General features: G+C 70.6%; 21 protein-coding genes. 19 read left to right on the top strand and 2 right to left on the bottom strand.

Translation table 11 applies throughout. The features are described from left to right. The first annotated feature begins 263 nt into the window (after positions 1-263). On the top strand, positions 264-842 hold the full coding sequence (locus tag ACIRFH_RS22340; protein WP_403523433.1) for a hypothetical protein: 579 nt from the start codon (positions 264-266) through the stop codon (positions 840-842). Positions 843-916: 74 nt separating this feature from the next. On the opposite strand, the gene ACIRFH_RS22335 is transcribed toward ACIRFH_RS22340, so the two are convergent. Next, positions 917-1,222: a ferredoxin gene (locus ACIRFH_RS22335; protein WP_403523430.1), complete on the bottom strand. Its 306-nt coding sequence runs from the start codon at positions 1,220-1,222 to the stop codon at positions 917-919. A 246-nt stretch (positions 1,223-1,468) separates the two neighbouring features. On the opposite strand from ACIRFH_RS22335, the gene arc reads away from it, so the two are divergent. The 6 genes from arc (at position 1,469) to prcA (ending at position 7,640) form a co-directional block, all read left to right on the top strand. Then, positions 1,469-3,235 (top strand): proteasome ATPase, encoded by a 1,767-nt coding sequence (gene arc / locus ACIRFH_RS22330; protein WP_403523427.1) that lies wholly within the window; start codon positions 1,469-1,471, stop codon positions 3,233-3,235. A 229-nt stretch (positions 3,236-3,464) separates the two neighbouring features. Further along, on the top strand, positions 3,465-4,976 hold the full coding sequence (gene dop / locus ACIRFH_RS22325) for a depupylase/deamidase Dop (RefSeq protein ID WP_403523424.1): 1,512 nt from the start codon (positions 3,465-3,467) through the stop codon (positions 4,974-4,976). A 177-nt stretch (positions 4,977-5,153) separates the two neighbouring features. Further along, positions 5,154-5,372 carry a ubiquitin-like protein Pup gene (locus ACIRFH_RS22320; protein WP_011027899.1) on the top strand — a complete coding sequence of 73 codons (219 nt, stop codon included), beginning with the start codon at positions 5,154-5,156 and terminating at the stop codon, positions 5,370-5,372. A gap of 27 nt (positions 5,373-5,399) precedes the next feature. Next, positions 5,400-6,017, top strand: coding sequence for an endonuclease VII domain-containing protein (locus ACIRFH_RS22315; protein WP_403523421.1), 618 nt, complete (start codon positions 5,400-5,402; stop codon positions 6,015-6,017). Continuing rightward, the gene (prcB, locus tag ACIRFH_RS22310) at positions 5,969-6,814 is read left to right on the top strand and encodes a proteasome subunit beta (protein ID WP_403523419.1); all 846 of its coding nucleotides are present in this window, start codon (positions 5,969-5,971) and stop codon (positions 6,812-6,814) included. Before ACIRFH_RS22315 ends, prcB begins: the two co-directional genes overlap by 49 nt. A 64-nt stretch (positions 6,815-6,878) precedes the next feature. Continuing rightward, on the top strand, positions 6,879-7,640 hold the full coding sequence (gene prcA / locus ACIRFH_RS22305; protein ID WP_403523416.1) for a proteasome subunit alpha: 762 nt from the start codon (positions 6,879-6,881) through the stop codon (positions 7,638-7,640). Between the two features lie 527 nt (positions 7,641-8,167). Here the strand turns inward: prcA and ACIRFH_RS22300 are convergent. After that, a complete protein-coding gene (locus tag ACIRFH_RS22300) occupies positions 8,168-9,193 on the bottom strand; it encodes a LacI family DNA-binding transcriptional regulator (protein ID WP_403523413.1) in 1,026 nt (341 codons plus the stop codon). Positions 9,194-9,300: 107 nt separating this feature from the next. On the opposite strand from ACIRFH_RS22300, the gene ACIRFH_RS22295 reads away from it, so the two are divergent. The 12 genes from ACIRFH_RS22295 to ACIRFH_RS22240 all read left to right on the top strand — a co-directional run bounded on the left by ACIRFH_RS22295 (position 9,301) and on the right by ACIRFH_RS22240 (position 22,714). Further along, positions 9,301-10,560 carry an MFS transporter gene (locus ACIRFH_RS22295; protein WP_403523411.1) on the top strand — a complete coding sequence of 420 codons (1,260 nt, stop codon included), beginning with the start codon at positions 9,301-9,303 and terminating at the stop codon, positions 10,558-10,560. A gap of 9 nt (positions 10,561-10,569) precedes the next feature. Next, the gene (gene pafA, locus ACIRFH_RS22290; protein WP_052837743.1) at positions 10,570-11,931 is read left to right on the top strand and encodes a Pup--protein ligase; all 1,362 of its coding nucleotides are present in this window, start codon (positions 10,570-10,572) and stop codon (positions 11,929-11,931) included. A 150-nt stretch (positions 11,932-12,081) separates the two neighbouring features. Then, positions 12,082-13,083: an FKBP-type peptidyl-prolyl cis-trans isomerase gene (locus tag ACIRFH_RS22285; RefSeq protein ID WP_403523408.1), complete on the top strand. Its 1,002-nt coding sequence runs from the start codon at positions 12,082-12,084 to the stop codon at positions 13,081-13,083. A gap of 58 nt (positions 13,084-13,141) precedes the next feature. Beyond that, positions 13,142-13,513, top strand: coding sequence for an FKBP-type peptidyl-prolyl cis-trans isomerase (locus ACIRFH_RS22280; protein WP_351019895.1), 372 nt, complete (start codon positions 13,142-13,144; stop codon positions 13,511-13,513). Positions 13,514-13,650: 137 nt separating this feature from the next. Beyond that, positions 13,651-14,604, top strand: coding sequence for a helix-turn-helix transcriptional regulator (locus ACIRFH_RS22275; protein ID WP_403523405.1), 954 nt, complete (start codon positions 13,651-13,653; stop codon positions 14,602-14,604). Between the two features lie 18 nt (positions 14,605-14,622). Further along, entirely contained in the window at positions 14,623-15,687 is a 1,065-nt protein-coding gene (locus ACIRFH_RS22270; protein ID WP_403523403.1) for a helix-turn-helix transcriptional regulator, read from the top strand. 29 nt (positions 15,688-15,716) lie between these two features. Continuing rightward, complete coding sequence (locus ACIRFH_RS22265) at positions 15,717-15,977, top strand: hypothetical protein (RefSeq protein WP_403523456.1); 261 nt, start codon at positions 15,717-15,719, stop codon at positions 15,975-15,977. Between the two features lie 48 nt (positions 15,978-16,025). Next, positions 16,026-16,220: a hypothetical protein gene (locus ACIRFH_RS22260; RefSeq protein ID WP_403523400.1), complete on the top strand. Its 195-nt coding sequence runs from the start codon at positions 16,026-16,028 to the stop codon at positions 16,218-16,220. A gap of 265 nt (positions 16,221-16,485) precedes the next feature. Then, complete coding sequence (gene tatA / locus ACIRFH_RS22255) at positions 16,486-16,764, top strand: Sec-independent protein translocase subunit TatA (protein ID WP_403523397.1); 279 nt, start codon at positions 16,486-16,488, stop codon at positions 16,762-16,764. Positions 16,765-16,856: 92 nt separating this feature from the next. Beyond that, on the top strand, positions 16,857-17,759 hold the full coding sequence (gene tatC, locus ACIRFH_RS22250) for a twin-arginine translocase subunit TatC (RefSeq protein ID WP_403523393.1): 903 nt from the start codon (positions 16,857-16,859) through the stop codon (positions 17,757-17,759). A gap of 149 nt (positions 17,760-17,908) precedes the next feature. Continuing rightward, complete coding sequence (locus ACIRFH_RS22245) at positions 17,909-20,716, top strand: DEAD/DEAH box helicase (RefSeq protein WP_403523390.1); 2,808 nt, start codon at positions 17,909-17,911, stop codon at positions 20,714-20,716. A gap of 390 nt (positions 20,717-21,106) precedes the next feature. Continuing rightward, on the top strand, positions 21,107-22,714 hold the full coding sequence (locus ACIRFH_RS22240; protein ID WP_403523387.1) for a sensor histidine kinase: 1,608 nt from the start codon (positions 21,107-21,109) through the stop codon (positions 22,712-22,714). The last annotated feature ends 2 nt before the right edge of the window (positions 22,715-22,716 follow it).

The raw sequence follows: 22,716 nt of genomic DNA, 5'->3' as shown, positions 1-22,716 counted from the left end.
CCGCCGGCCCCCCCCCCCCCCCCCCCCCCCCCCCCCCCGCGGGCGGGGGGGGGGCCCCCCCCCCCCCCCCCCCCCCCCCCCCCCCCCCCCCCGCCGCCGCATTGACGGACCACCGGTCGGAGCCCGCGGCACGGGGCCGTGGCCCAGGCCGTGGACCGGCGCGGAGCCCGGGCGAGTACCCACCCCGCCGTTCCCCCGTACTGTGACGTGTGGCACGATGCTGGCCACCCCCACCGGCACAGCCCTCACAGGAGACACTCCTCGTGCAGCACCCCGCCGTTCCGGACCTGTCGCACACGCACACCCGGCCGATCCACTGGGTCGCCACCGCCACCGCTCTCGCCGCGGTGGTGGCCCTCTCCTCCGTCCTGCAGCCGGACGCCGCGACGGCGGCCCAGGCCGCCGGACCGGAGACGAAGACCGCCCCGGCGCACAGCGCGCCGCCCGACCCGGCGGCCGTCGCGTTCCCCCTGGAATGCGGTCCGGTCAAGGCCGTGGTGCACAAGAAGGCGTCCGGCGACCTCGACGGCGACGGCCGGCCCGAGACGGTGGCCGTCGTGCACTGCGACGCGCCCATGGGCACCCCACCCGACGGCGTCTACGTCATCACCCGGGACTCCGACAGCGGCAAGTCCCGTGTGGTGGCCACCCTGGTGGACCCCCGGGAGCGCCGGACCGTCACCGACTTCTCGGTGCGCGACGGCGGGGTCCTCGCCAGGCTCCTCGGCTACTCGTCGGCCGACGTGCCCAGTTGCTGCCCGGACGTCACCGACGACGTGAAGTGGCAGTGGAAGAACGGCGCGTTCGTCCGCGACACACCGTCCCAGGCACGCACCGTCTGAACGACGACGACCCGGCGAGGGACGTGACCCAACAGACTGCGGTCACTGAGCGTGCCGTTTGTGTCACAGTTCGGTCACTCTGCGTCCGGGCCGTAGACCTCGACCCTGTCCGAAACCCGACGTACATGGATGCACTCGCCCGGACACTCCTTCACCGAGTCGACCACGTCCGTCAGGAGCGGCAGGGGCACGGGCGTTGTCGCGCCCTCGGCCTGCAGAAGCTCGTCGTCCGCGCCCTTGACGTAGGCCAGACCGTCGATGTCCAGCTCGAACACCTCGGGCGCGTACTGCGCGCAGATGCCGTCACCGGTACACAGGTCCTGGTCGATCCAGACCTCGAGGGCCTCGCCGTCGACTCCGGCCTCCTGCTGCACACTCATTGCTTCCTGCCGTTTCCTGCGTCGAACCGGTCGGGAATCCGGCCAGCTCTGACGGGTGTTGAACGCTTCGACCCTACCCCCGCCGGGGTTCCCGTCACGTTCGATGGGTATTCCCCTGGCGTGAGGGAGAGCGCAAGGGTGAAGATCGGACACACCCCGACAGTCTTTGTGATCTAGGGGTTTCAATCGACACCGACCCAGGTAGGGTCTGGAAGCGTCCAGCTCCCCTTGGAGGAGGTGAGGACCGTGGCAGCCAACGACGACGACATGAACCGCGGCATCCGCCCGGGACGCGGGTCCGAGGACCCGGCCGGGCAGATGGCCTACCTTGAGCAGGAGATCGCCGTCCTGCGACGCAAGCTCGCCGACTCTCCGCGGCACACGAGAATTCTCGAAGAGCGGATCGTCGAGCTGCAGACCAACCTGGCCGGCGTGTCCGCCCAGAACGAGCGACTCGCCAGCACACTCCGCGAGGCCCGCGACCAGATCGTGGCCCTCAAGGAAGAGGTCGACCGGCTGGCGCAGCCGCCGGCCGGCTTCGGCGTCTTCCTGCAGGCCAACGAGGACGGCACCGCCGACATCTTCACCGGCGGCCGTAAACTCCGGGTGAACGTCAGCCCGAGCGTCGAGCTCGACGAGCTCCGGCGCGGCCAGGAAGTGATGCTCAACGAAGCCCTCAACGTGGTCGAGGCCATGGAGTTCGAGAGCGTCGGCGACATCGTCACCCTCAAGGAGATCCTCGAGGACGGCGAGCGGGCCCTCGTGCTCGGGCACACCGACGAGGAGCGCGTGGTCCGGCTCGCCGAGCCACTGCGGGGCGTCACCATCCGCGCCGGCGACGCCCTCCTGCTCGAACCCCGCTCCGGATACGTCTACGAGGTCGTGCCCAAGAGCGAGGTCGAGGAACTCGTCCTCGAAGAGGTCCCCGACATCGGCTACGAGCAGATCGGTGGACTCGGCGGACAGATCGAGGCCATCCGCGACGCGGTCGAGCTCCCCTATCTCTACCCCGACCTGTTCCGGGAGCACGAGCTGCGTCCGCCCAAGGGCGTCCTGCTCTACGGGCCCCCCGGATGCGGAAAGACGCTCATCGCCAAGGCCGTCGCCAATTCTCTGGCGAAGAAGGTCGCCGAGGTGACCGGCCAGGCCGCCGGCAAGAGCTTCTTCCTCAACATCAAGGGCCCCGAGCTCCTCAACAAGTACGTCGGTGAGACCGAGCGGCAGATCCGCCTCGTCTTCCAGCGCGCACGGGAGAAGGCCAGTGAGGGTACCCCCGTCATCGTCTTCTTCGACGAGATGGAGTCCCTCTTCCGCACCCGCGGCTCCGGCGTCAGCTCGGACGTGGAGAACACCATCGTCCCGCAGCTGCTCGCCGAGATCGACGGTGTGGAGGGCCTGCAGAACGTGGTCGTGATCGGCGCCTCCAACCGCGAGGACATGATCGACCCCGCCATCCTGCGGCCCGGCCGACTCGACGTGAAGATCAAGATCGAACGTCCGGACGCCGAAGCGGCCAAGGACATCTTCGGCAAGTACCTCACCGAGCGCCTCCCGCTCCACGAGGACGACCTCAGGGAGCACGACAAGGACAAGGCGGCCACCGTCCAGAGCATGATCCAGACGGCGGTGGAACACATGTACGCCGAATCCGAGGAGAACCGCTTCCTGGAGGTCACCTACGCCAACGGCGACAAGGAAGTCCTCTACTTCAAGGACTTCAATTCCGGCGCCATGATCGAGAACATCGTCGGACGCGCCAAGAAGATGGCGATCAAGGACTTCCTGGAGAAGAACCAGAAGGGCCTTCGCGTCTCCCACCTCCTCCAGGCCTGCGTGGACGAGTTCAAGGAGAACGAGGACCTGCCCAACACCACCAACCCGGACGACTGGGCCCGCATCTCCGGAAAGAAGGGCGAGCGGATCGTCTACATCCGTACGCTCGTCACCGGAAAGCAGGGTGCGGACACCGGACGCTCCATCGACACGGTGGCGAACACCGGTCAGTACCTGTAAAAGGCAGGGCGGCTGCGGGTGCCCTCAGCGGGTACCCGCAGCCGACTGTTTTTCGGGGCCACGGCTGGAGCAAGGCAATGACGCAAATGATCTCCCCACCAGCGCAAAGGCGTTCTAGGCTCTTCCGTACCGCCGAGTCGCGCAGTGCGGGGACGGGCACCGCACACGCACCGGAGCGCCACGTGAGCGGCGCCCACGACCGAGGGCGCCGCCGGGCAAGGAGGGCCGCATGACCGTACGGCGAGTAATGGGCATCGAGACGGAGTACGGGATCTCCGTCCCCGGTCACCCCAACGCCAATGCCATGCTCACCTCGTCCCAGATCGTCAACGCCTACGCGGCGGCGATGCACCGGGCCCGCCGGGCCCGCTGGGACTTCGAGGAGGAGAACCCGCTGCGGGACGCGCGAGGCTTCGACCTCGCCCGCGAGGCAGCCGACTCCAGCCAGCTCACCGACGAGGACATCGGCCTGGCCAACGTCATCCTCACCAACGGAGCACGGCTCTACGTCGACCACGCCCACCCCGAGTACAGCGCGCCGGAGGTCACCAACCCGCGGGACGCCGTGCTGTGGGACAAGGCCGGCGAGCGCATCATGGCCGAGGCGGCCGAACGGGCGGCCCAGCTGCCCGGCGCCCAGCCGATCCACCTCTACAAGAACAACACCGACAACAAGGGCGCCTCCTACGGCACGCACGAGAACTACCTGATGAAGCGGGAAACCGCCTTCTCGGACATCGTGCGCCACCTGACGCCCTTCTTCGTCTCCCGCCAGGTCGTCACCGGCGCCGGCCGCGTCGGCATCGGCCAGGACGGACACGAACACGGCTTCCAGCTCAGCCAGCGCGCCGACTACTTCGAGGTCGAGGTCGGCCTGGAGACGACGCTGAAACGGCCCATCATCAACACGCGCGACGAACCGCACGCGGACGCGGAGAAGTACCGCCGCCTGCACGTGATCATCGGCGACGCGAACCTGTCCGAGATCTCGACCTACCTCAAGCTGGGCACGACGGCCCTGGTCCTCTCCATGATCGAGGACGGCTTCATCGCCGTCGACCTGGCCGTCGACCAGCCGGTACGGACACTGCACCAGGTCTCGCACGACCCGACCCTCCAGCAGCTCATCACCCTCCGCAGCGGGCGCACCCTCACCGCGGTGCAGCTCCAGATGGAGTACTACGAGCTGGCGCGCAAGTACGTCGAGGAACGCTACGGAGCGGACGCCGACGAGCAGACCAAGGACGTCCTGGGCCGCTGGGAGGACACCCTCAACCGGCTCGAGAACGACCCGATGAGCCTCGCCGGCGAGCTGGACTGGGTCGCCAAGCGGGAGCTCATGGAGGGCTACCGGCGCCGGGACAGCCTGGACTGGGACGCGGCCCGCCTGCACCTCGTCGACCTCCAGTACGCCGACGTACGGCCCGACAAGGGTCTGTACAACCGCCTGGTGGACCGCGGCCGCATCAAGCGGCTGCTGGACGAGACGGAGGTCGAGCGGGCCCGTACGAAGCCCCCGGAGGACACCCGGGCGTACTTCCGCGGGCGCTGCCTGGAGCAGTACGCGGACGACGTCGCGGCGGCCTCCTGGGACTCGGTGATCTTCGATCTGCCGGGGCGGGACTCCCTCCAGCGGGTCCCAACCCTGGAACCGCTTCGCGGAACGCGTAATCACGTCAAGGAGCTCCTGGACCGCTGCCGGACCGCGGACGACCTGGTGAGGGTCCTGTCCGGCGGGTGACGGCGCGGAACGGGTACACGGAGAAGACCGCCGGACGGGGTGAAAGCCACCCGGTCCGGGAACCATCGAGATGGCCCCCGCACGTTGGAGAAACTGCGGGGCCGATGTCGGACCCGGCTTGTAGGGTCTGATCTTGACCGAGCAACTGTGTCGGGCGAACCGAGCGGGGTGAGGGTTATGGCGACCAAGGACACCGGCGGCGGCCAGCAGAAGGCCACGCGTTCCACCGAGGAGGTCGAGGAGCAGGCGCAGGACGCGCAGGCATCCGAGGACCTCAAGGAGCGCCAGGAGAAGCTCAGCGACGACGTGGACTCCGTCCTCGACGAGATCGACGACGTACTCGAGGAGAACGCCGAGGATTTCGTGAGGTCCTTCGTGCAAAAAGGTGGCGAGTGAAGGTCCTGGGGTGAAAATTCCTTCGAAATGAAGGAAGTGGGGGTTGGGGTGGCGGGCGAGAAGCGATGCACGGGCTGTGAGCGACAGTTGCCCGTCGCTCAATTCGCACGGGACAGGAACCGCAGTGACGGCCTCCAGGTGCGGTGTCGGGAGTGCGTGGCGGAGTACAGCGCCGAGCATTACCGGCGCCGCCGGGAGGCCATGGGGCGGACGGTCCGCGAGAAGGTGGTCGTTCCGGCCGGGCACAAGCTCTGTCGGGCCTGCGGCGAAATCAAGCCCCACAGTGAGTGGCATCGCAACGCGACTGCCTCCGATGGTCTGTCGACCCGTTGCAAGGCGTGTCGGGCCGTCCAGGGGCGTGAGCGGCATCTCAAGCGCCACTACGGCCTCACCGAAGCTCAGCGGGATGAGCTGATCGCTTCTCAGGGCGGCGTCTGCTGCATCTGTCTAGCGGCTCCCGCCGCACATGTGGATCACTGCCACGAGACGGGTAGGGTCCGTGGCGTACTGTGCTTCAGCTGTAACGCAGCCCTGGGGCAGTTCAAGGATCGGCCCGATGCCATAAGGCGGGCTGCTGCATACGTGGAAGGAATCGCGTGGAAGCCAACACTCGTAGCACCGGGCGTCTACCAGCTGCCTTCCTGACGCCTGGGTCCTCTTCGTTCATGGACTTCCTGGGAGAGCACCAGCCCGAGCTGCTCCCGGGCAACCGGCAGCTGCCGCCGGTGCAGGGTGTCGTCGAGGCGCCGCACGGCACCACGATCGTGGCCGTGACGTTCCCCGGCGGTGTCGTGCTCGCCGGTGACCGGCGGGCCACCATGGGCAACATGATCGCGCAGCGGGACATCGAGAAGGTGTTCCCGGCCGACGAGTACTCGGCGGTGGGCATCGCGGGCACGGCGGGTCTGGCCGTGGAGATGGTGAAGCTGTTCCAGCTGGAGCTGGAGCACTTCGAGAAGGTCGAGGGCGCGCAGCTGTCCCTGGAGGGCAAGGCGAACCGTCTGTCGACGATGATCCGCTCCAACCTGGGCATGGCGATGCAGGGGCTGGCCGTGGTGCCGTTGTTCGCGGGGTACGACGTGGACCGCGGCAAGGGCCGCATCTTCTCGTACGACGTGACGGGCGGGCGCTCCGAGGAGCATCACTTCGCGACCACGGGGTCGGGTTCGATCTTCGCGCGCGGGGCGATGAAGAAGCTCTTCCGTGAGGACCTGACCGAGGAAGAGGCCACGACGCTCGTGGTCCAGGCGCTGTACGACGCGGCGGACGACGACTCGGCGACCGGCGGTCCCGACGTCGCGCGCCGGATCTATCCGATCATCACTGTGATCACCGAGGACGGCTTCCGCCGGCTGAGCGAGGACGAGAGCTCGCGGCTCGCCCGCTCGGTCCTCGACCGGCGGCTGGAGCAGCCCGACGGGCCGCGGGCCGCGCTGCTGTAGCGGTCGCGTCGTCGTGTTGAGGGCAGATGGTCCAGTGATTTCGACAGAAAGGGACGGATAACCGGTGTCGACGCCGTTCTATGTCTCACCCCAGCAGGCGATGGCCGACCGGGCGGAGTACGCCCGCAAGGGCATCGCCCGTGGCCGCAGCCTGGTCGTGCTGCAGTACGCCGACGGCATCGTGTTCGTCGGTGAGAACCCGTCCCGTGCGCTGCACAAGTTCAGCGAGATCTACGACCGGATCGGCTTCGCGGCCGCCGGCAAGTACAACGAGTACGAGAACCTGCGCATCGGCGGGGTGCGGTACGCCGACCTGCGCGGTTACACGTACGACCGTGACGATGTGACGGCCCGGGGCCTGGCGAACGTGTACGCCCAGACGCTGGGCACGATCTTCTCCAGCTCGGCCGAGAAGCCGTACGAGGTGGAGCTGGTCGTCGCCGAGGTCGGGGACAGTCCCGAGGGCGACCAGATCTACCGGCTGCCGCACGACGGCTCGATCGTGGACGAGCACGGCTCGGTCGCGGTCGGGGGCAACGCGGAGCAGATCAGCGGGTACCTGGATCAGCGGCACCGGGACGGCATGACGCTGGCCGAGGCGCTGAAGCTGGCGGTGCAGGCGCTGTCCCGGGACACGAACGGCAGCGAGCGGGAGATTCCGGCGGAGCGGCTGGAGGTCGCCGTGCTGGACCGTACGCGTCCGCAGAAGCGGAAGTTCAAGCGGATCGTGGGCGGGCAGCTGTCGCGGCTCCTGGAGGCGGGAGCGAGCGGGGCCGGTGCCGCGTCCACGGCCACGTCCGAGGAGGAGGACGGGGCGGAGGAGTAGTCCGCCCCCTCGTCGCCGTCGGCCGCCGCGGGATGCCTGCGGCGGCCTGCGCGTGTCTGTGGGGGTGCGGGTGGCGCGGTGCGTGGTCTTGTGGGTCGGGGCCGCGCCGGGGGGTGTCCGTCCTCGGAACGGCGCGGAATCGGTCCCTTACGAGCAGGCGGGGCGTGGACGCGCCAACCGCTGCGGGCGGACACCCCCCGACACGTCCCCTTCCCGCCGTACGCGACTGACCGCTGTCACCCCGTCCGCCAAGACCTGTCGCGCTACGCCGCCCCAGCTGCGGGCAGTCGTGCCTCCTCCAGTGCCTGAACGGCCTGGGATGTGCCCCAGGGGCGATGGAGGTCCCCCCCCCGCGGTCCCCCCGCGCGAGCGAAGTCGAGCGTGGGGAGGGTGGGCGCTGGGGGTACCCCCTCCGGGGGAGGCACCCCGCAGCACCGGGCCACGCCACCCACCCCGCGCCCGCGCCTACACCGGGTGCCTTGTGAACGTCGGCCCCGGCCCGGTCGGCACGCGCGCCGGGTGATCCGTCACCGTCGGGCAACGCACCGCGGTGGTGCCGTGGAGCCCCGTACGACCAGGGCCACCGGGATGTCGCCGGCCTCGGGCACCCGGCCCTCCAGGACCGCCAGCAGCGCCCGCATCCCCCGTTCACCGAACAGCTCCGCGTCCAGGCGGACCGTCGTCAGCTCGGGGTCGACGGCGGTGGCCAGGCCGAGGTCGTCCAGGCCCGTGACCGAGAGGTCGTCGGGGATGCGGAGCCCCGCGCGGCGGGCCGCCTTGTACGCGCCGACCGCCAGCTTGTCGTCGTCGCAGACCAGCGCCGTCGGGCACGGCCCGGGGACCGCGAGCGCGGCCTCCGTGGCCGCCAGCGCGCCCTCGATCGAGATGGGGGCCCTCGCGGTGCGCAGCGTGGTGCCGGGGACGGTGTCCAGCCGTGCCGCGAGCTCCCGCGCGCGGACCTCGAACGTCCAGGACGGGACGTCCGCCGCGAGGTGGAGGAAGTGGCGGTGACCCAGCAGCAGCAGGTGCTCCGCGATCTGACGGACGGCGTCCGCGATGTCCAGGTTGACCGTCGCGGCGCCCAGGCTGCCCTCCGGGTCGCTGTCCAGCATGACCAGCGGGAGCTGGTCGCCGCGGATGGCGGTGAGCGCGTCGGCCGCCATGGAGGACGCGATGACGCCGTCCAGGGCGGCCTGGGCGGAGGCGAAGGGGTCCCGGGCCGGCCCGACGCCCTCGGGGGAGGGGTAGAGGACCACTCCGAAGCCGTGCTCGGCGGCGACGCGGGCGGCGCCGGTGTAGACGCCGGCGAAGAACTCGGTGGTCAGCGCGGGGACGACCAGCAGGACCGTGCGGGTGCGGCCCAGGCGGAGGTTGCGGGCGGCGAGGTTCGGGCGGTAGCCGAGCGCCCGGGCGGCCTCGCGGACGCGCTGGGCGGTGGGCTCCGACACCCGGCCGCGCCACTTGTCACCGAGGACCAGGGAGACCGCGGCCTGGGAGACGCCGGCGGCCTGGGCCACGTCCCGGCTGGTGGGGCGGGTGCTGCCTCGTGCCACCGTTCGCCTGCGCTTTCGTCTGGACTCGTGAACAGCGGACATGGTACGTATGACCGAGGAAGTTATACGTAAAACCTCATCGAGGTCCCATGCGAAGGAGGTGGGTCGTGGTCGCCGGATACCTGGACATCCTCCGGGCGCGGCACGCCGTACGGCTGCTCGTCGGCACGCTCGTGGGGCGGCTGCCCAACGCCACCGCGGCGATCGCGATCGTGCTGTTCGTACGGGCCGAGGGCGGCTCGTACAGCCTCGCGGGGGCCCTGGCCGCCGTGTACGGCGTCGCCAACGCCGTCGGGCAGCCCGTGCTGGGGCGGCTCGTCGATCTGCACGGGCAGCCCCGGGTGCAGCTGCCGGCCGCCGTGCTGTCGGGGCTGGCCATGACGGTCTTCGCGTTCGCCGGCACCGGGCCGGCGGTGCTCGCGTACGGGGCCGTGGGTGCCGCGGGGCTGTTCACGCCCCCGCTGGAGGGCGGACTGCGGGCGCTGTGGCCGAGCGTGCTCCGCGAGGAGGACCAGGTGCACACGGCGTACGCCATGGACGCCGTGGCGCAGGAGGTCATGTTCACCGTCGGCCCGCTGCTCGTGACGGTGTGCGTGTCGCTGTGGTCGCCGCTGGTGGCACTGCTCGTGCTGAACGCGGTGGGTGTGCTGGGCGCCCTGTCCGTGGTCGTGTCGCCCCCCTCGCGCGCGTGGCGGTCCGCTCCGCGCGAGGCGCACTGGCTGGGCGCGCTGCGTTCGCCCGGCCTGCTGGCGCTGCTGGGAGCGTTCCTGTTCATCGGCATGGCGCTCGGGTCCATCACCGTGGCCTCCGTGCCCTACGCGGACGACCACGGCGGCGACGCCGTCTACGGCTGGCTGATGGCCGCCCTCGGGCTCGGCGCGCTGGTCGGCGGGGCCGTCTACGGGGCCCGGCAGTGGGCCGGTGACCCCGCGCGTCGACTGCGGTTCCTGGTGGCCCTCCTGGCGGTCTGTTACCTGCCGCTGATGCTGATGCCGGGCGCGTTCGCCATGGTGCTGCTGACCGCGGTCGCGGGTGTCTTCCTCGCACCGTGCATCGCCTGCGCGTTCGTCCTGGTGGACCGGCACGCGCCGCGGGGCACGGTGACGGAGGCGTTCTCCTGGCTGGTGACGACGTTCACCGTGGGAGCCTCGGTGGGTACGGGTCTCGCCGGGCCGGTCGTCGAGGCGGGCGGGGCGCTGTGGGGCTTCGCCGTGCCCGGGGCGGCCGGCGTCGTGTCGCTGCTCGTGCTGGCGTGCACGGGACGGGTTCTCGCAGCTCCCGCCCCGGCGGCGGTGGTTGCGGCTTCATCGGAAAATGATCCGAACCGTGCCGTCGAACCCCGTTTCAGTTCGGGTCATCAGGCGTAATGTTCAGTCATGGACCGCCGCATTTTCGGGCTGGAGAACGAGTACGGCGTCACGTGCACGTTCAGGGGACAGCGCCGCCTGTCGCCTGACGAGGTGGCGCGGTACCTCTTCCGCCGTGTCGTGTCATGGGGCCGCAGCAGCAATGTCTTTCTGCGCAACGGGGCCCGCCTCTATCTCGACGTGGGATCACATCCGGAATACGCGACACCCGAATGTGACAACGTGATCGAACTCGTCACCCACGACAAGGCGGGCGAGCGCATTCTCGAAGGACTCCTGGTGGACGCCGAACGACGCCTGCACGAGGAGGGAATCGCGGGCGACGTCTACCTCTTCAAGAACAACACCGACTCCGCGGGAAACTCCTACGGGTGCCACGAGAACTATCTGGTGGCCCGGCACGGGGAGTTCTCCCGGCTCGCGGACATCCTCATCCCGTTCCTGGTGACGAGGCAGCTGCTCTGCGGCGCCGGCAAGGTGCTGCAGACGCCGCGCGGCGCCGTGTACTGCGTCAGCCAGCGGGCCGAGCACATCTGGGAAGGCGTCTCCTCGGCCACCACCCGTTCCCGGCCGATCATCAACACCCGCGACGAACCGCACGCCGACGCCGAGCGCTACCGGCGCCTGCACGTCATCGTGGGCGACTCCAACATGTCCGAGACGACCATGCTGCTCAAGGTCGGCGCCACCGACCTGGTGCTGCGCATGATCGAGGCGGGCACGGTGATGCGCGACCTCACCCTGGAGAACCCCATCCGGGCGATCCGCGAGGTCAGCCACGACATCACCGGGCGGCGCAAGGTGCGCCTGGCCAGCGGCCGGGAGGCGTCCGCGCTGGAGGTGCAGCGGGAGTACTACGAGAAGGCCGTGGACTTCTGCGAGCGCCGCGGCATCCGCACCGGCACCGTCGAGCGGGTGCTGGAGCTGTGGGGCCGCACGCTGGACGCGATCGAGGCCGAGGACCTCGACCGCATCGGCACCGAGATCGACTGGGTCATGAAGTACAAGCTCCTCGAGCGGTACCGGGCCAAGCACAACATGACCATGTCCCACCCGCGGGTCGCGCAGATAGACCTCGCCTACCACGACATCCACCGCCGTCGTGGTCTGTACTACCTGCTCGAGAAGAAGGGCCAGGCCGCCCGGGTCGCCAACGACTTGAAGATCTTCGAGGGCAAGTCCGTACCGCCGCAGACCACTCGGGCCCGGCTGCGCGGCGACTTCATCCGGCGGGCCCAGGAACAGCGCCGGGACTTCACCGTCGACTGGGTCCACCTCAAGCTCAACGACCAGGCACAGCGCACCGTGTTGTGCAAGGACCCGTTCCGTTCGGTGGACGACCGGGTGGAGAAGCTGATCGCCGGAATGTGACCGGGACGAACCGAGAAGGCGTCCGTGCCCGAAGGGCCCGGAACGCCACACGGGCACCGTACGTTATCCGTGCGGTGCCCTTCTCACGCCGTAGAGTTGCGCGCACGCCAGCAGACAAGATCGACCGATACCGATTACGAGGCCCCCACCGTGCGCCGACGCTCCCTCCTCATCGCCGTTCCCGCCGGACTGGTCACGCTCGCCGCATGCGGTGACGAGGACTCCGGCTCGAGCAAGGCCAGCGACAGCGCGACGCCCCAGGCGTCGGACACCTCCGCGCCGCCGCGTCCGAAGATCGTCGACGGCCCGCTGCCGGCGATCACGGCGGGCACGAAGTTCGGGGAGAAGCCGACCGTCGCCAAGGGCAGCGGCGAGCCGTCCAAGGACCTCGCGGTGAAGACGGTGATCGCCGGCGGCGGCAAGGCGGTCGCCGAGAACGACTTCCTGGCGGCCGACTACCTGGGCCAGATCTGGGACAGCGCGAAGGTCTTCGACAACTCCTACGACCGCAAGACGCCGATCGTCATCCAGTTGGCGCAGGGCAGCATCATCGACGGCTGGCGGTACGCGCTCGCGGGCAAGAAGACCGGCAGCCGGATCGAGTTCTCCGTCCCGCCGGCCTACGGATACGGCGAGCAGGGCAGCGAGCAGGCGGGCATCAAGGGCACCGACACCCTGGTGTTCGTGGTCGACGTGAAGGACACCTTCAACGCCAAGAGCTCCGCCAAGGGCAAGGAGGTCCCGCAGGACGACGCGGCGCTGCCCGAGGTCGGCACCAACACCGACGGCGCGGCGCCCTCCATCGAGGTGCCCGATGCGGCGGCGCCGAAGAAGCTCGTGGCGAACTACGTCATCGAGGGCGACGGGCCCGAGGTCGGCGCGCAGAACACCGTGCTCGTCCAGTACAAGGGCGTGGTGTGGGACGGCGGCAAGGAGTTCGACTCCACGTACGGCAGGAAGCAGCTGACGTCCTTCTCGCTCCAGCAGGTCGTCAAGGGCTGGGCGCAGGGCCTGACCGGCAAGAAGGTCGGCAGCCGCGTCCTGATCGTCATCCCGCCGGACCTGGGGTACGGCGACAACCCGCCGCAGGGCAGCGGCATCGAGAAGGACTCCACGCTGGTCTTCTCGGTCGACATCCTCGCGAAGATGTGACCCGCGGGGATGTAAGACTTGGGCGTTGCCTTCCGACAGACAAGCAGGAGCTAGAGACGTGAGCATCGACAAGCCCGAGATCGACTTCCCGGGCGGCGAGCCCCCGGCGGACCTCGAGATCAAGGACATCTGGGAGGGCGACGGCCCGGTCGCGCAGGCCGGTCAGACCGTGACCGTCCACTACGTGGGCGTGGCCTTCAGCACGGGCGAGGAGTTCGACGCCAGCTGGAACCGCGGTACGCCGTTCCGCTTCCCGCTCGGTGGCGGCCGTGTCATCAAGGGCTGGGACCAGGGCGTGCAGGGCATGAAGGTCGGCGGCCGCCGCCAGCTGACCATTCCCGCCCACCTCGCCTACGGCAACCAGAGCCCGACCCCGGCGATCCAGCCCGGCGAGACGCTGATCTTCGTGGTCGACCTGCTCGGGGTCTGATCGCAGTCCGACCGGAATCCGGCGGAAGCCGGTCACCTGGGGTCCATGCCTGTCCGGGCATGGGCCCTCGGCTTTTGCCGCGCCACCGCGGGGCGGTACGGTCATCCGTCGTAAGCACCATAGGGAGAAGGGCGTCGATGGCCATTGCCAAGGCCGAGCGGCTGATGAACCTGGCGCTGTGTCTGCTCGGGACACGGCGGCCACTCAGCAAGCGCGAGCTGCGTGACTCCATCGAGGCCTACCTCGAGGCGGGATCCGACGACTCCTTCAACCGCATGTTCGAGCGGGACAAGGACGACCTGCGGGAACTCGGCCTGGTCATCGAGACCGTCGAGGGCCTCGACGGCGAGATCGGCTACCTGGCCCGCCGCGACAGCAACCGGCTGCCGCCCATCACCCTGGACGCCGAGGAGGCCGCCGCCCTCGGGCTCGCCGCCAAGGTCTGGCAGCAGGCCAGGCTCGCCGGCGCCGCCAGCGGCGCGCTGCAGAAGCTGCGGGCGGCCGGGCTGCCCGAGGACGTCGACCCCTACGAGGCGCACAGCGCGCTCGAGCCGCGCATCCCCGTGCACGAGGCCGCCTTCGAGCCGCTGATGCTGGCCTGCCGCGACCGCCGGCCGGTCCTCTTCGACTACCGCAAGGCCAACGCCGCGCAGCCCGAGCCCCGGCACGTCGAGCCGTGGGCCCTGGAGTGCTGGCGCGGCCACTGGTACCTGGCCGGGTTCGACCGTGACCGCGGCGCGGAGCGGGTCTTCCGGCTGTCGCGGATCACCGGCAAGGTGCGCTCGCGCGGATCGCGGTTCACCGCTCCCGTGCCGGACGTCGTCACCGTCCGTGAGACGGTGGCGAGCTGGGCGGGGGAGACCGCCGACCGCTCCGCGCTGATCCGGCTGCGCGCGGGCGCGGGCTATCCCCTGCGGGCGAAGGCCACCGCCGTCCGGGAAGCCGGCGACGGCTGGGACGAACTGGAGATTCCGTACGGGCACGGTCTGGACGCCTGGCTGGTGGAGTTCGGGCCGGACGTGGTGGTCCTGGAGCCCGCGGAGCTGCGTGCGGACGTGCTGGACCGGCTGCGTGCCGTGGCCAAGGGCTGAGGGGGAGCGGACAACACAGTGGCAGGCAAACCGGTCAGGCCCGTGAACGCCATCGACCAGACCCGACGGATGCTGTCCCTGGTGACGTATCTGCGCGAGCGCCCCGGTGCCCGTGTCGAGGACGTCGCGCGCGCCTTCGGCATCACCGAGGACGAGCTGGTCTCCGACCTCGACGTGCTGCCCATGTGCGGCACCAGCTTCCGCGGCGGCGATCTGCTCGACATCGACACCGACGGCGAGCGCATCTGGTGGCACAACCCCGCGGCCCTGGGAGCGGACGCGGCCGAGCCGCTGCGGCTCGCCGCCGACGAGGCCACCGCGCTGCTGGTCGCAGCCCGTGCCGTGGCGACCCTGCCCGGGCTGCGCGAGGGCGACCGGCAGGCGCTGCTGCGGGCGACCGCCAAGGTGGAGACGGCGGCCGGCGAGGCCGCGGGCGCCAGCTCGCGCCTGTCCGTCACCTTCGAGTCCGAGGGCGGTGTCTTCGCCGACGTCGACCGGGCGATCTCCGAGCGCCGGCGCCTGTGGATCCGCTACTACTCGCCGGCCCGCGACGAGCTCACCGAGCGCGAGATCGACCCCATCCGCCTGGTCAGTGTCGGACACACGTACGTGGAGGCCTGGTGCCGCCGCTCCGAGGCCCGGCGCACCTTCCGGCTCGACCGGGTCGCCGAGATCCGGATCCTGGACGAGCCGGCCGCCCCGCCGGAGGTGGAGCTGCGGGACCTGTCCGAGGCGCTGGTGCAGCCCGCCGCGGAGGACCCCGAGGTCGTCGTGGAGGTCGGCCCGGGCGGACGCTGGGTCGCCGAGTACTACCCGCACGACAGCGCACAGGAGCTGCCCGAGGGCGGCCTGCGCATCACCCTGCGCACGCCCGACCCGGCGTCCCTGCGGAGGCTGGCGCTCCGGCTCGGTCGCGACGGCCGGATCGTGTCCCCGCCCGAGCTCGCCGACAGCGCCCGGCAGGCCGCCCGCGAGGCCCTCGCGGCGTACGACGGGATCGAGGCCGCCGCGGCACCGGCGCAGGAACCCGCGGTGCCCGACGGGCCGGGCACCGAACCGGACAGGCGGGAGCGGGGACGGTGAGCGAAGCGACCGGGCCCGGTCGGCCGGGCATGACGGCGGCGTCCGCGTTCGCCGGGATGAGACGTGTCTCCCCGGTCGTCTTCCGGGCCGGCTGCCCCGACTGCCGGAGCCGTTTCGAACTCGCCGCGAGCGCCCTGCGCCTGGCCATCGGCGCCACGAGCCGCACCACGTTCTACTCGTTCACGTGCCCCGAGTGCGGATCGGTCGTCCGCAAGCCCGCGGGGGAGCGGATCGTGGAACTGCTCACCGGAGGCGGGGTCAGGACCCTGCGGCTGCACTCCACCGTCTGACCGTCCCGCGTTCACGACCGGTCCGCGGGACGGTCTAGGCTCGACGTCATGTTCTGGCCGATGTTCGCGGTTGCCGTGGGTTTCCTGGGTCTCGCCGTTCTCGCGGTGTTCGCTGCACGGGTGTTCGTGGAGGCACGGCGCCTGGGCCGGCAGGTGACGGACTCGGCGTCCCGGATCGGCCGGGCCGCCGCGGACCTGGAGCGCGCGGCGGAGAGCGCCGCCCGCTCCGCGGACGCCCTGTGAGTCCTGCCGCACTCCGGGAGGGACCCGACGGCCGCCCGTGAGCGGCGTCCCGGGCGGCTTCACCTGTCACCTCGCAGGTTCAGGGGGGTACGCTGCTGATCGCGGTCCGGAAAACGAGGCCCGGACGCGGACGGGAGTACGCACGGGGATTGCCTCACGTTTACCCCTGGGCGTTACGATCGCTGCACAACACGGTCGGTCGGACACCTGTCCGACGGATCGGACAGCACCCCCACCCAGCCGCCTCGGTGAGAAGGTAAAACTTATGGGAAGGCTCGGACCTACCGAGATCATTCTTATTCTCGTCGTCGTCATCCTGTTGTTCGGCGCGAAGAAGCTCCCGGACATGGCGCGCTCGCTCGGCAAGTCCGCGCGCATCCTCAAGAGCGAGGCGAAGGCGATGAAGGACGAGAACAAGTCCGCCGCCCCCGCCGATCCGCCGAACCCGGAGCAGTCCGCGACGCAGCGCACCATCCAGGCCGCCCCCGGTGACGTGACCAGCTCGCGCCCGGTCACCGAGCCGACGGACACGACCAAGCGCTGACGCAGGACCGGTGGTGACCGGTCCATCGCACGAGATGAGGATGTGGGTTGCTCAAGTCTGCCCGCAAGAAAGAAAAGGATCCCGAGGGGCGGATGCCCCTCGTGGAGCACTTGCGCGAGCTGCGCAACCGGCTCGCGAAAGGCTTGCTGGCGATCACGGTCGTCACCGTGGTGGCCGCCTTCTACAGCCAGCAGCTGATGAGCTTCCTCATGGACCCCGTGCCGCGCTGCACCGACGGCCTGGGTGAGTCCACCGGCGGCGCCTGCGCCGTCATCGCCTACACCGACCTGCTGTCGCCCTTCACCACGACGGTGAAGGTGTGCCTGATGGCGGGCATCATCATCTCCAGCCCGGTCTGGCTCTACCAGCTCTGGGCGTTCGTGGCGCCGGGCCTGCACCAGCACGAGCGGAAGTACACGTACTGGTTCGTGGCGGCGGCCGTACCCCTCTTCCTGGGCGGTGGCTGGCTCGCGTACACGATCATGCCCATCAGCATGCGCGTGCTGCTGGGGATCACGCCGGACGGTTCGGCGAACATCCTGCCGATGGACAAGATCCTGGACTTCATCGTCCGGATGATCCTGATCTTCGGCGGTGCCTTCGAGCTCCCCCTGGTGCTCGTCATGCTCAATGTCGCCGGTGCCGTCACCGGCCGCAGGATGGCCGGCTGGTGGCGTGGCGTCGTGATGGGCGTCTTCGTCTTCGGCGCCGTGGCGACGCCCACCACCGACCCCGTCGGCATGATCGCGCTCGCGGGACCGATCGTCGTCCTGTACTTCCTGGCGGTCGGGTTCTCCGTGCTCAACGACAGGCGCCGGCGCCGTGCCGATCCCGACGCCGAACTCGACGACGACGAGGCGTCGCCGCTCGACCTCACCCCGGAACCCGTCGGCGAGATCGAGCCCGTGACGGCGTCGCGGGCCCTGCCCCAGCAGGCGAGCGGGGCCGACGGCACCCCGTCGGCCCGGTACAACGGCTACGACGACGTGACCTGACCCCGGCGGCGGTGTGCGCGAGGGGCCGGACGGAGGACCGTCCGGCCCCTCGGCGTGTCCCCGCCGGCTGCCGGCACGCCGGGGCCCGGGGCCGGGCCCGGATAAAGATCGTCCCGATGTCAGCGGGGCCCGGTACGCTCGAAAGTACGATGACAGAGGATCTCTCCCCGGCCGAGCGGTACGCGGCAGCCCGTCAGCGCGCTGCCGAGCAGGCCACCGCGCTCGCGTCCTTCCGCGAGATGTACGACTTCGGCCTCGACCCCTTCCAGATCGAGGCCTGCCAGGCGCTCGAGGCCGGCAAGGGCGTGCTGGTCGCCGCGCCCACCGGTTCCGGCAAGACGATCGTCGGCGAGTTCGCCGTCCACCTCGCCCTCCAGCAGGGCAAGAAGTGCTTCTACACGACACCCATCAAGGCCCTGTCGAACCAGAAGTACGCCGACCTGTGCCGCCGCTACGGCGCCGACAGGGTGGGTCTGCTCACCGGCGACAACAGCGTGAACTCCGACGCCCCGGTGGTCGTGATGACCACCGAGGTCCTGCGGAACATGCTGTACGCGGGCTCGCAGACCCTCCTGGGCCTCGGCTACGTGGTGATGGACGAGGTGCACTACCTCTCCGACCGCTTCCGCGGCGCCGTGTGGGAGGAAGTGATCATCCACCTCCCCGAGTCGGTGACCCTGGTGTCGCTGTCGGCGACCGTGTCGAACGCCGAGGAGTTCGGCGACTGGCTGGACACGGTGCGCGGCGACACCCAGGTGATCGTCTCCGAACACCGTCCGGTGCCGCTGTTCCAGCACGTGCTGGCCGGGCGCCGCATGTACGACCTGTTCGAGGAGGGCGAGGGCCACAAGAAGGCCGTCAACCCCGACCTCATGCGCATGGCGCGCATGGAGGCGACCCGCCCCTCGTACCAGGATCGCCGCCGCGGCCGGCACATGCGCGAGGCCGACCGCGAACGCGAGCGCCGGCAGCGCTCCCGCATCTGGACGCCGGGCCGGCCCGAGGTCATCGAGCGGCTCGACGCCGAGGGCCTGCTGCCCGCGATCACGTTCATCTTCAGCCGCGCAGCCTGCGAGTCCGCGGTCCAGCAGTGCCTGTACGCCGGACTGCGGCTCAACGACGACGAGGCGCGCGCGAAGGTACGCGCCCTCGTGGAGGAGCGCACCGCCTCCATCCCCGCCGAGGACCTGCACGTCCTGGGCTACTACGAGTGGCTGGAGGGACTGGAGCGGGGCATCGCCGCCCACCACGCGGGCATGCTGCCGACCTTCAAGGAGGTCGTGGAGGAGCTCTTCGTGCGCGGCCTGGTCAAGGCCGTCTTCGCCACCGAGACCCTCGCCCTCGGCATCAACATGCCCGCTCGCTCGGTGGTGCTGGAGAAGCTGGTCAAGTGGAACGGCGAGCAGCACGCCGACATCACCCCCGGCGAGTACACGCAGCTCACGGGCCGGGCCGGCCGGCGCGGCATCGACGTCGAGGGCCACGCCGTCGTGCTGTGGCAGCGCGGCATGAGCCCCGAGCACCTCGCCGGTCTCGCCGGCACCCGCACGTACCCGCTGCGCTCCAGCTTCCGGCCGTCGTACAACATGGCGGTCAACCTGGTCGAGCAGTTCGGCCGGCACCGCTCGCGGGAGCTGCTGGAGACCTCCTTCGCGCAGTTCCAGGCCGACAAGTCGGTGGTCGGGATCTCCCGGCAGGTCCAGCGCAACGAGGAGGGGCTGGAGGGCTACAAGGCCTCCATGACCTGCCACCTCGGCGACTTCGACGAGTACGCGCGGCTGCGCCGCGAGCTGAAGGACCGCGAGACCGAGCTGGCCCGGCAGGGCGTCGCCCAGCGGCGCGCCGAGGCCGCCGTGGCGCTGGAGAAGCTGAAGCCGGGCGACGTCATCCACGTCCCGACGGGCAAGTACGCCGGTCTCGCCCTGGTGCTGGACCCGGGCCTGCCCGCCGGACGTTCCAACGGTCACCGCGGCTTCGAGCACCACGACGGGCCGCGCCCGCTGGTGCTCACCGCCGAGCGGCAGGTCAAGCGGCTGGCGTCGATGGACTTCCCGGTGCCGGTCGAGGCGCTGGAGCGGATGCGGATCCCGAAGTCCTTCAACCCGCGCTCGCCGCAGTCCCGCCGGGACCTCGCCTCCGCGCTGCGCACCAAGGCGGGGCACATCCCGCCGGAGCGGGCCCGCAAGAAGCGGGCCCAGGCGGCCGACGACCGGGAGATCGCCCGGCTGCGCAAGGCCATCCGCGCCCATCCCTGCCACGGCTGCGACGACCGCGAGGACCACGCCCGCTGGGCCGAGCGCTACCACCGTCTGCTGCGGGACACCTCCCAGCTGGAGCGGCGGATCGAGGGACGGACGAACACCATCGCCCGCACCTTCGACCGCATCGTCGCCCTGCTGACCGAGATGGACTACCTGCGCGGCGACGAGGTCACCGAGCACGGCAAGCGGCTCGCCCGGCTGTACGGCGAACTCGACCTGCTCGCCAGCGAGTGCCTGCGCGAGGGCGTCTGGGAGGGACTCTCCCCGGCCGAACTCGCCGCCTGCGTCTCGGCGCTGGTCTACGAGTCGCGGGTCGCCGACGACGCGATGGCGCCGAAGGTGCCCTCGGGCAAGGCCAAGGCGGCGCTCGGCGAGACGGTGCGCATCTGGGGACGGCTGGACGCCCTGGAGGAGGAGTTCCGGATCAGCCAGACCGAGGGCGTCGGCCAGCGCGAGCCCGACCTCGGCTTCGCCTGGGCCGCGTACGAGTGGGCGTCCGGCAAGGGTCTCGACGAGGTGCTGCGCGAGGCGGAGATGCCGGCCGGCGACTTCGTGCGCTGGTGCAAGCAGGTCATCGACGTCCTCGGCCAGATCGCCGCGGCCGCGCCCCGCGAGGGCTCGACGGTCCCGAAGAACGCGCGCAAGGCGGTCGACGGGCTGCTGCGCGGAGTGGTCGCCTACTCGTCCGTGGGCTGAGCGGTACCTCACCGGCCCGGCACGGCACGGCCCGTCCCCCGCACACGGGGGCGGCCCGCGCCGTGCCGGGCCTTCGCGCGTCCAGGGCCCCGGCGTGACGGACCCTCATCACGGTGCGTGTCCCTCGCGCACCCGGGCGTCCTTACTCCAGGTGCTCGAATGACTCCCCAGCGTGCAAATGGGCTCGAGGGTATCCCAGTCCCCGTGTTCGTTTCAGGTGCATGCCGAATATGACGCGGCGATGATCCGCTCGGACTAAGCTCGCCCGCAGCGCACCGAGTTGAGGTGAATTCGCGCATTTGTTCCCTATGCGTCGAAGGTTCCGGTAACTCCCAGGCGTACCCCCCGCAAGCTCCCCCGTCCCCGCCGACTCCTTTTCAGAGGGCCTACATGGTGAGTGTCGATTCCCCTCCAGGGCGCCGTGAACTTCCGTACGCGCGCACGCTGTTGCTCCCCGCCGTACTGATGGCCGCGGCCTCAGGGGCCGCCGTCGCCCTGGTGACGGAACCGGCCCGGCTCGCCGTCGGCTGGTGCGGCGCCGTCGCCACACTGCTGGTGATCGCGACGGCGGCCGAAGCGGTACGCCGGGGCCGCACCCTGCGGGACGTGCGCGCCGAACACGCCCGGCACAGCGCGTACCTGGAACGGCGGGTGGCGGGCCACCACGAGGAGATGGCCCGCATCGGCGACGAGATCCTGCCCGCCGCGGTGCGCTACATGCGCCGGGGGAACACCCCCAACGAGGTGATGAAACACCTGCACGAACTCGACCCGTCCTACGCCGACCTCGGCGAACCCCAGCGCCGCCTCATCCGCGCGGTGTGCGCGATCATCGACCACCAGGACGCCATGCGCGAGTCCGCCGAGCGCTCCTTCGTCGACATCGCCCGTCGCGTCCAGGCGATCGTCCACCAGCAGAACAAGGAACTGCGCGAGATGGAGGAGGACCACGGCCGCAACCCCGAGGTCTTCGACGACCTCCTGCGCATCGACCACGGCACCGCGCTGATCGGCCGCCTCGCCGACTCCATCTCCGTCATCGGCGGCGGCCGGCCCGGACGCCAGTGGCCCGACCCGGTCGCGCTCTACAGCGTGCTGCGCGGTGCCATGTCCCGCATCCTGGAGTACCGCCGGATCAACCTGGCCTCCATCGCCAAGGTCAACATCAAGGGCACCGCGGTCGAGCCGGTCATCCACGCCGCGGCCGAACTCCTCGACAACGCCACCCGCTACTCGCCGCCCGGGTCCAAGGTGCACGTCACCGCGACCGAGGTGCAGAGCGGCGTGTGCATCGAGATCGAGGACGCCGGCGTCAGCCTCAGCGAGGAGTCCCGCGCCCGCATCGAGGGCCTGCTCGAGGACGCCAAGCGCGGCACCGACGTGCAGGACCTCAGCCAGCACCCGCGCCTCGGCCTGTCCGTCGTCGGCCGGCTGTGCACGCAGTACGGCATGGACGTCTCGCTGCGGGCCTCCGCGTACGGCGGGGTCCGCGCCATCCTCATCGTGCCCAGCACGATGATGACCACCGAGCCCGGCGTCGGGCTCGCCCACGGTATCGGCGCGACCTCGATCCCCACCCCGGGACCCGACGCCCTTCCCGGCCCCCAGCGCAGGCCCAAGAAGCGCCGCCCCACCAGCCCGCGCATCCCGGCCACGGTCTCGCTCGAGGACGACGTCCCCGAGGTCACCGAGTGGACGGCGGGCGGCCTCCCGCAGCGCCGCAGCCGCGTCAGGACACCGCTCAGCCAGCGGCTCGCCGAGCAGGCGGCCTGGGAGCGCGAAGAGGCCGAGCGCGAGGCGCGCGAGGCCGCCGAGCGGGCCCGAAACGGCGTCCCGGCCGCTCCCGAGCCCGAGCCGGCCGCCGCGACCCCGCCGGGGCAGTGGGTCGAGGCCTTCTGGGAGGGCCTCAAGCAGCATCCGGGCCTGACCCAGGCCCACCAGCAGTCCAGCGACCAGCCGGCCGGCGCCCCGGCCGACGACGAGGGGAACCTCAAGTGATC

It is taken from the genome of Streptomyces sp. NPDC093586, from assembly GCF_044764905.1.
Classification (GTDB): domain Bacteria; phylum Actinomycetota; class Actinomycetes; order Streptomycetales; family Streptomycetaceae; genus Streptomyces.
This window is presented reverse-complemented; position numbering and strand designations above follow the sequence as displayed.